The sequence below is a fragment of the Pseudonocardia bannensis genome (assembly GCF_012911875.1).
Taxonomy (GTDB): domain Bacteria; phylum Actinomycetota; class Actinomycetes; order Mycobacteriales; family Pseudonocardiaceae; genus Pseudonocardia; species Pseudonocardia bannensis.
The window spans coordinates 21205-28153 of the sequence record NZ_JAAXKZ010000079.1; the positions used below are offsets into that span (position 1 = coordinate 21205).

The following is a 6949-nucleotide window of genomic DNA, read 5'->3' on the forward strand; positions in this document are numbered from 1 at the left end:
CAGCTCGCCCCGGCCGCACCCGCGGTGACGACGACCGCGCCGACGTCGTCGAGCAGGTCCGTGGCCGACGCCGGGTCGGCCGAGCCGGTCAGCACACGCAGCTCGTCGGAGTTGGGCAGCAGCAGGTCGACGCCGAGGTCGCCGACGACCAGGACCCCGGCCGGCGCGCTCACCGGGCCAGCTCGACGGCCACCTGCGCGGCGAGCCCGGCGTTGGCCTTCACGAGCGCGAGGTTCGTCGCGAGGCTCGCGCCGCCGCTGCCGGCGTGGAAGTGCTCCAGCAGGGCCGGCGTGACGTCCTTGCCGGTCACGCCGCGCTCGGCCAGCAGCGTGAGGCCCCCGGCGAGCAACCGGTCGTGCAGAGCGCCGTCGAGTTCGTCGGCGACCGGCACCGGCTGGGCGAGCACCAGCCCTGAGGCCGAGCCGAGCCCGCGGTGCGCCCGCCAGATCGCGGCGACCTGCGCCGGCTCGTCGACCCGCCACGGGACCGGGTGGCCGGAGTCGCGGCGGTAGAACCCGGGGAAGGCGTCGGTGCGGTAGCCCAGCACCGGCACCGACTCGGTCTCCAGCACCTCCAGCGTCGCGGCCACGTCGAGGATCGACTTCACCCCGGAGCACACGACGACGATGCCGGTGCCGGCCAGCGCGGCCAGGTCGGCGGAGACGTCCCAGGAATCCCGGGCGCCACGGTGCACCCCGCCGAGCCCGCCGGTGGCGAACACCTGCACGCCGGCAGCCCGCGCGAGCGCCGCGGTGGCGGCGACGGTCGTGGCGCCGTCACCGCCCAGGCCGACGGCCACGCCGAGGTCACGGACCGACAGCTTGTCCAGGCCGCCGGCGCAGACCCGGTCCAGCTCGGCCGCGCTCAGCCCCACCCGGGGCACCCCGTCCAGCACCGCGACCGTCGCCGGTACCGCGCCGTGCGCCCGGACCGCGGCCTCCAGTTCCTCGGCGGCGGCCCGGTTCTGCGGGGCGGGCAGACCGTGGGCGAGCAGCGTGCTCTCCAACGCGACGACGCCGCGCCCGTCGGCGAGAGCGGCCGCGACGTCGGGGGAGGTGACGGGGGAGCGGACGGATTCATGCACGTGCGGCATCATGGACGACATGGCCACCCAGGTGCTTCCCGACGTCGAGACCCGCCCCGAGGGCACCGACACGACGGGCAACGACGAGCCCACGATGTTCCACTACGTCAAGAAGAACAAGATCGCGGAGAGCGCGGTGCTCGGGAATCTCGTGGTCGCGCTGTGTGGCGAGACCTTCCCGGTGACCAAGTCGCCGAAGCCCGGCTCCCCGGTCTGCCCGGACTGCAAGAAGATCTACGAGTCGCTTCGACCCGGCGGCGACGACTGACCTCCGCGTCCGAGGACCCCGGCCCCGGGGCGGCCGGGGTCCTCGCGCCGTCGGTCGCTGCTCACCGGTCGATCCCGGCCGGAGCCGCCGCCATGTGGCGGTGATCAGGACCGATCCGGCTCCGCGAGGAAGCCGTCGATCACCGGAGCGAGCTCGTCGGCCTCGGTGAGCAGGGCCAGGTGCCCGCCGGAGTAGATGTGCAGCCGGGAGTTCGGGATGCCCCGGCGCATGATCTTGGCGTTGATCACCGGGACGATCGGGTCGTCGTCGCCGGCGACGATCAGCGTGGGCCGGCGGATCAGGCCGAGGAACGGCAGGCTGGTCCAACCCGCGCCGGCCAGCAGCTGGTAGTAGTAGCCGCGCCGGGGGCCCGTGCGGGTGTAGGCGTGCAGGACGTCCGCGGCGCGTTCCGGGTGCGTGCGCATCGTGCCGCCGTAGATCTCCCCGGCGATCCGGCGGGTGTACTCCGGGTCGCGGTGGCGGCGCGGGGTGAGCATCCGGCCGAGCACCTGCGGGCGCCCCGGGACCATCAGCGAACCGGTCCCGGTCGCGGCGAGTACGAGGCGGCGGGTCTGCCGGCGCTGCGCCACCGCGAACTGCTGGGCGAGCCCCCCGCCCCAGGAGAAGCCCATGACGTCGACCTCGCGGTAGCCGAGGCGGGTGACCAGCTCGCCGACCAGCGGTGCGAACGTCGACATGTGGTAGGGCAGCACGGGCAGCGGCGACCCGCCGATGCCCGGCACGTCGAACCGGACGACCTCGAGCTCACGGGGTAGCCGGTCGACGAACGGCTGCAACAGCTCCAGGCCGGCGCCGATGCCGTTGAGCAGCAACAGCGGGGTCCGCGCCGGTCCCCGCCCTCCGGTGGCGCGGCGGATCGACACCCGCAGCGTGCGGCCGCGGACGGTCGCCTCGAACATGTCGTCGGCGGCCCGCGGCCGCGGACCCTGCGGCGGGGCGCTCACCGGGCGTACACGTACTCGCCGGGGGCGGGGTGCACGGCGTGCAGCCCGCGGCCCCCGAGCCCCGGCGGCGCGTCGCGCAGGCCTCCCGACCGCTCGCCCAGCCAGCCGAGCAGGTCCGGCCACCAGGAACCGTCCTCGGTGCCGGCCGTCTCCAGCCAGGTCTGCGCGTCGGCCGGTCCACCGGGCGTGACCGGGTCCGCGGTGACCCGGAAGCTCGTGTCCGCGGTGCCCGGCGGGTTCACCATGGACGCGATGTGCCCGCTCGTGGACAGGACGAAACGGCTCTTTCCCCCGATGAGCTGCGTGGTGCGGTAGCAGGACTGCCAGGCGCACAGGCGGTCGGTGCCACCGGCGACGACGTAGGCATCTCGGTCGATCTTGGACAGGTCCAGCGGCGTGCCGAGCATGACCGCCGCGCCCGGGGTGAGGAGCGCGTTGGTCAGAGCGATGCCGATGAGATCGCGGTGCAGCCCCGCGGTCATCCGGGCGGTGTCGGTGTTCCAGTAGCGGATGTGGGACGGCTTCGGCGGCTTGCCCTGCAGGTAGTTGCCGACCCAGTGGCTCCAGATCAGGTCACCCGGCCGCAACCAGGCGAACACCTCGGTCAGCGTGCGGCCGTCGAGGTAGCCCTTCGCCGCCGACGCCTCGGTCGCGGCACGCGCGGTGGCCTCGTCGAGCGTTGCGCCGGTCGTCCCGGCCCCGTCCTGGTCCAGGACGGTCGCCGCGAACGCCACCGCGGCGACGCGGTCCTGGAGGCCGATCGCCGCCAGGTGGGCCAGCAGCATCGCGGTGATCAGGCCGCCGGAACAGAACCCCATGAGCGCCGTGCGTGTGACCCGGGTGATCCGCTCGCAGGCGTCCATCGCGTCGAGGACGGCCTGCCCGTAGGTGTCGAGGTCCCACTCGGCGTGCTCGGCCTCGGGGTTGCGCCAGCTGATCAGGAACACCTGCTGGCCGCCCTGGACGAGGTGCTCGACGATGCTGCGCCCGGGGGCGAGGTCGGCCAGGTAGTACTTGTTGATCATCGGCGGGACGATCAGCACCGGCACGTCGCGGACCTCGCGGGTCTGCGGCAGGTACTGGATCAGCTCGAACACCGGGGTGCGCAGCACGACCGCGCCCGGGGTGGCGGCCAGGTCCTCGCCGATCTCGAACGCGTCGGGTTCGACCATCGACGGCACCCGCGGTGGGCTCGACAGGTCGTCGGCCAGCCGGCGCAGTCCCTCGACGGCACTGCGCCCGCGGGTGTCGAGCGCGGCCCGCCAGGCCACCGGGTTGAGCAGCGGGTTGTTGCTCGGGGCCAGGGCGTCGGAGATGTTGGCGACCGCGAATCGCACCCGCTCGTCGTCGACCCGGTCCAGGTCGGCGTCGTCGACCAGGTCGGTTGCGGCACCGGTGGCGGCGATGTGGGTCTGGACGAGCCGCCGCAGCAGGCCGTTGCCGGTCCACGCGGGATCGGTGAAACGGCGGTCCTCCGCGTCCGGGGCGATCTCCGAGCGGCCCAGCCCGATCCTGCCGAGCTCGGTGGCGAGGGAGACCCCGCGACGGACGAGCGAGGCCGGCTTCGTCGCGAGCGCCGCGGCCAGCTTCAGCCCGGACGCCCCGGGCAGCATCCGGCGCAGCGGGCCGAGCGCGGCGTCGGTGAGCAGCATGTCGAGCCCGGCGGCGACGACGTCGTCGCCGTCGTCGGGTCGATCATCCGCCGTGCTGCCGGCGGCTGACTGCGCGGTCACGTGCTCTCCTTCGCGCGGGACGGGGACCGGCAGCAGCATGGGCGGAAAGGCCGTTCGCGGGCAAGTCGGGCGTCACCCGGTCGCTGTCCGGTGCCGCCGCCCCGGACCCCGTGACCGGCCCGGAGGGACCGGTGTTCCCGGCACCGTCCGGACCAGCCGGCGACAGTGCGCGAGCGGCGATGCGGCGCATCGACAGCATCCGGCGCAACCGGCGCTGACGCCGGGTCGGGCGGGACGGCCACACCTCCTCGACGGCGTTGTTCAACTGCGCGCCCAGCACGATCGAGAACCCGAGCAGGAACGCGAACAGCAGGAACGCGATCGGGGTGGCCAGCGCGCCGTAGGTGTAGCCGGTGGTGGTGATGACGGCCATGTACACCCGCAGCCCGGTCGTCGAGACGATGAAGACCAGCATCGCCAGCAGTGCACCCGGCAGCAGCCGCCGCCACGGCAGGCTGTGCGGCAGCGCGACCTTGTACAGCGCGGTCAGCACCAGCACGAGGAGCAGCCCGGCACCCGGGTAGTAGAAGGCGCCGATGATCGAGGTCGCGGTGGGGCGCCAGGCCTCCGGGAGCACCTCCGGCAGCAGGTCCGGGCCCAGCGCCACGATCGGCAGCGTGAACACCGCGGCGACCAGCGCGAACAGGTAGATGAGCAGCGAGAAGACGCGTTGCCAGACGGGGTGGCGGACGTCGTACTGGCTGTGCGCCTCGGTGATCGAGTCGACGAGCGAGGAGATCGCCGACGAGCCCGCCCACAGCGAGATCACGAACCCGGTCGAGACGAGGTCGGCCCGCCCGATGGTCAGGATGCTGGCCGCGGTCGGCGCGATGATCTGGTCGACGACCTCCGGCGTGAACACCTGGCGGGAGAACTGGACGATCTTCCCTTCGACGATCCGGACCGTGTCCGGGCCGAACCACCCGCCCACGTAGCCCAGCGAGCCGAGCAGCGCGAGGAACAGCGGTGGCAGCGACAGCGCCTGCCAGAACGCGGCCTGCGCGGCCATCGAGAAGATGCTGTCTCCCCAGGCCTTGTCCAGGGTGCGCCCGATCACCCGCCGGATGCCACGCCGTCGACGGCGCGGCCGGCCGGGGTCGCCGGACCGCGCGTGGGACCGCTCCGGATCGTGCGCGGGGGTGCCGTTCCCGGTGGGGGACACGCTCGTCTCACTGGCCATGGCCGTCCCAGGATGGACCACGACGCCGAGATCGTCCTACGGCGGCGGGTCACGACTCGCCGCACGATCGGTCCCGGTTACCCTGATCGACGCCCGCACGGTGGTGGGGTCGTCCGGCCACTGCGGGGTGTCAGTCGTGCCTCGCGGCGTCGCGTGGCCGGCTCGGTCCGCCCATGCGCCGGCCGCAGCCGTACTCATCCGACCTGGGGAGTCGTGTGTCGCAGGCCATCACTCCGCCTGAAGTGAGCCCGTCCCAGCGGCCGTTGCGCGCGTGGCAGCGCAGCGCCCTGGCCCGCTACCTGGCCGCGAAGCCGCAGGACTTCCTCGCCGTCGCGACCCCCGGGGCCGGTAAGACCGCGTTCGCGCTGCGCGTCGCGAGTGAGCTCCTCGCCGACCGCACGATCAACGCGGTGACGGTCGTGACGCCGACCGAGCACCTCAAGTACCAGTGGGCGCAGTCGGCGGCGCAGGCCGGCATCGCCCTGGACCCCGAGTTCCGCAACTCCGCGGGCGGCACGTCGTCGGACTACACCGGCATCGCGGTGACGTACGCAGGCGTCGCGGCACACCCGATGCTGCACCGGGCGCGCACCGAGAACCGGCGGATGTTGGTGATCCTCGACGAGGTGCACCACGCCGGTGACGCCAAGTCGTGGGGCGATGCGGTCAAGGAGGCGTTCGACCCCGCGGCGCGGCGGCTCACGCTGACCGGGACGCCGTTCCGCAGCGACGACAACCCGATCCCGTTCGTCGACTACCTGCCCGACGCCGAGGGGGCGCTGCGCAGCCGCGCCGACCACTCCTACGGCTACGCCGAGGCACTCGCCGACGGGGTCGTGCGGCCCGTGGTGTTCCTCGCGTACTCGGGCGTGTCGAGCTGGCGGACCAGCGCGGGCGAGGAGATGACCGCCCGGCTGGGCGAGCCGCTGACCGCGGAGCAGACGGCGCGGGCCTGGCGGACCGCGCTCGACCCGGGCGGGGAGTGGATCCCGGCGGTGCTGGCCGCGGCGGACAAGCGGCTGACCGGCCACCGGGCGGGCGGCATGCCCGACGCGGGCGGGCTCGTCATCGCCTCCGACCAGACCGCCGCGCGGGCCTACGCCGCGATCCTGACCGACATCACCGGGACCCCGCCGGTGGTGGTGCTCTCGGACGAGGCGGGCGCGTCGGACCGGATCGCGAAGTTCGCCACCTCGGACGACCGGTGGATGGTCGCGGTCCGGATGGTGTCCGAGGGCGTCGACGTCCCGCGGCTGGCCGTCGGGGTGTACGCGACGAGCGCGTCGACGCCGTTGTTCTTCGCCCAGGCCATCGGCCGGTTCGTGCGGTCGCGGCGGCCGGGGGAGACCGCGAGCGTGTTCGTGCCCAGCGTCCCGGTGCTGCTCGGGCTGGCCAGCGAGCTGGAGGCCCAGCGGGACCACGTCCTCGGCAAGCCGCACCGGGCCGAGGAGAAGTGGAACGACGAGGAGCTCGCCGCCGCGCAGCGCCAGGACGACGAGCCGGGGGAGGACGAGCCGTCGTTCACCGCGCTCGGTGCCGAGGCCGAGCTCGACCAGCTGATCTACGAGGGCACGTCGTTCAGCGCCGACGAGGAGGACTATCTCGGGCTGCCCGGCCTGCTGGAGCCCGATCAGGTGCGGACGCTGCTCAACCAGCGGCAGAAGGAGTGGCTCGCGCGGGGGAACCGGACCGGCGCCCAGGCCCGGGCGACCCCCGCCC

Annotated in this window: 6 protein-coding genes; 2 read left to right on the plus strand and 4 right to left on the minus strand. The window is 73.8% G+C overall.

Going from position 1 to position 6949, the window contains the following annotated elements; translation table 11 throughout:
* Positions 1–169: 169 nt before the first annotated feature.
* A complete protein-coding gene (locus tag HF519_RS19540) occupies positions 170–1093 on the minus strand; it encodes a pseudouridine-5'-phosphate glycosidase (protein WP_169414428.1) in 924 nt (307 codons plus the stop codon).
* A 10-nt stretch (positions 1094–1103) separates the two neighbouring features.
* Here HF519_RS19540 and HF519_RS19545 point away from each other — a divergent pair, with 10 nt between their 5' ends.
* Entirely contained in the window at positions 1104–1352 is a 249-nt protein-coding gene (locus HF519_RS19545; RefSeq protein ID WP_169414421.1) for a DUF3039 domain-containing protein, read from the plus strand.
* A gap of 104 nt (positions 1353–1456) precedes the next feature.
* Here HF519_RS19545 and phaZ read toward each other — a convergent pair whose 3' ends face one another.
* From phaZ to HF519_RS19560, 3 genes are read right to left on the minus strand one after another with little or no spacing between them, the layout of a single operon-like run.
* Positions 1457–2317: a poly(3-hydroxyalkanoate) depolymerase gene (phaZ, locus tag HF519_RS19550; protein ID WP_312860217.1), complete on the minus strand. Its 861-nt coding sequence runs from the start codon at positions 2315–2317 to the stop codon at positions 1457–1459.
* Entirely contained in the window at positions 2314–4050 is a 1737-nt protein-coding gene (locus HF519_RS19555) for a PHA/PHB synthase family protein (RefSeq protein WP_211170273.1), read from the minus strand. The genes phaZ and HF519_RS19555 overlap by 4 nt, the downstream gene beginning before the upstream one ends.
* Positions 4013–5230: a YihY/virulence factor BrkB family protein gene (locus HF519_RS19560; RefSeq protein ID WP_169414423.1), complete on the minus strand. Its 1218-nt coding sequence runs from the start codon at positions 5228–5230 to the stop codon at positions 4013–4015. Before HF519_RS19560 ends, HF519_RS19555 begins: the two co-directional genes overlap by 38 nt.
* Positions 5231–5403: 173 nt before the next feature.
* Here HF519_RS19560 and HF519_RS19565 point away from each other — a divergent pair.
* Positions 5404–6949, plus strand: a 1546-nt coding sequence (locus tag HF519_RS19565) for a DEAD/DEAH box helicase (RefSeq protein WP_169414424.1), incomplete at its 3' end; no start/stop codon positions are given.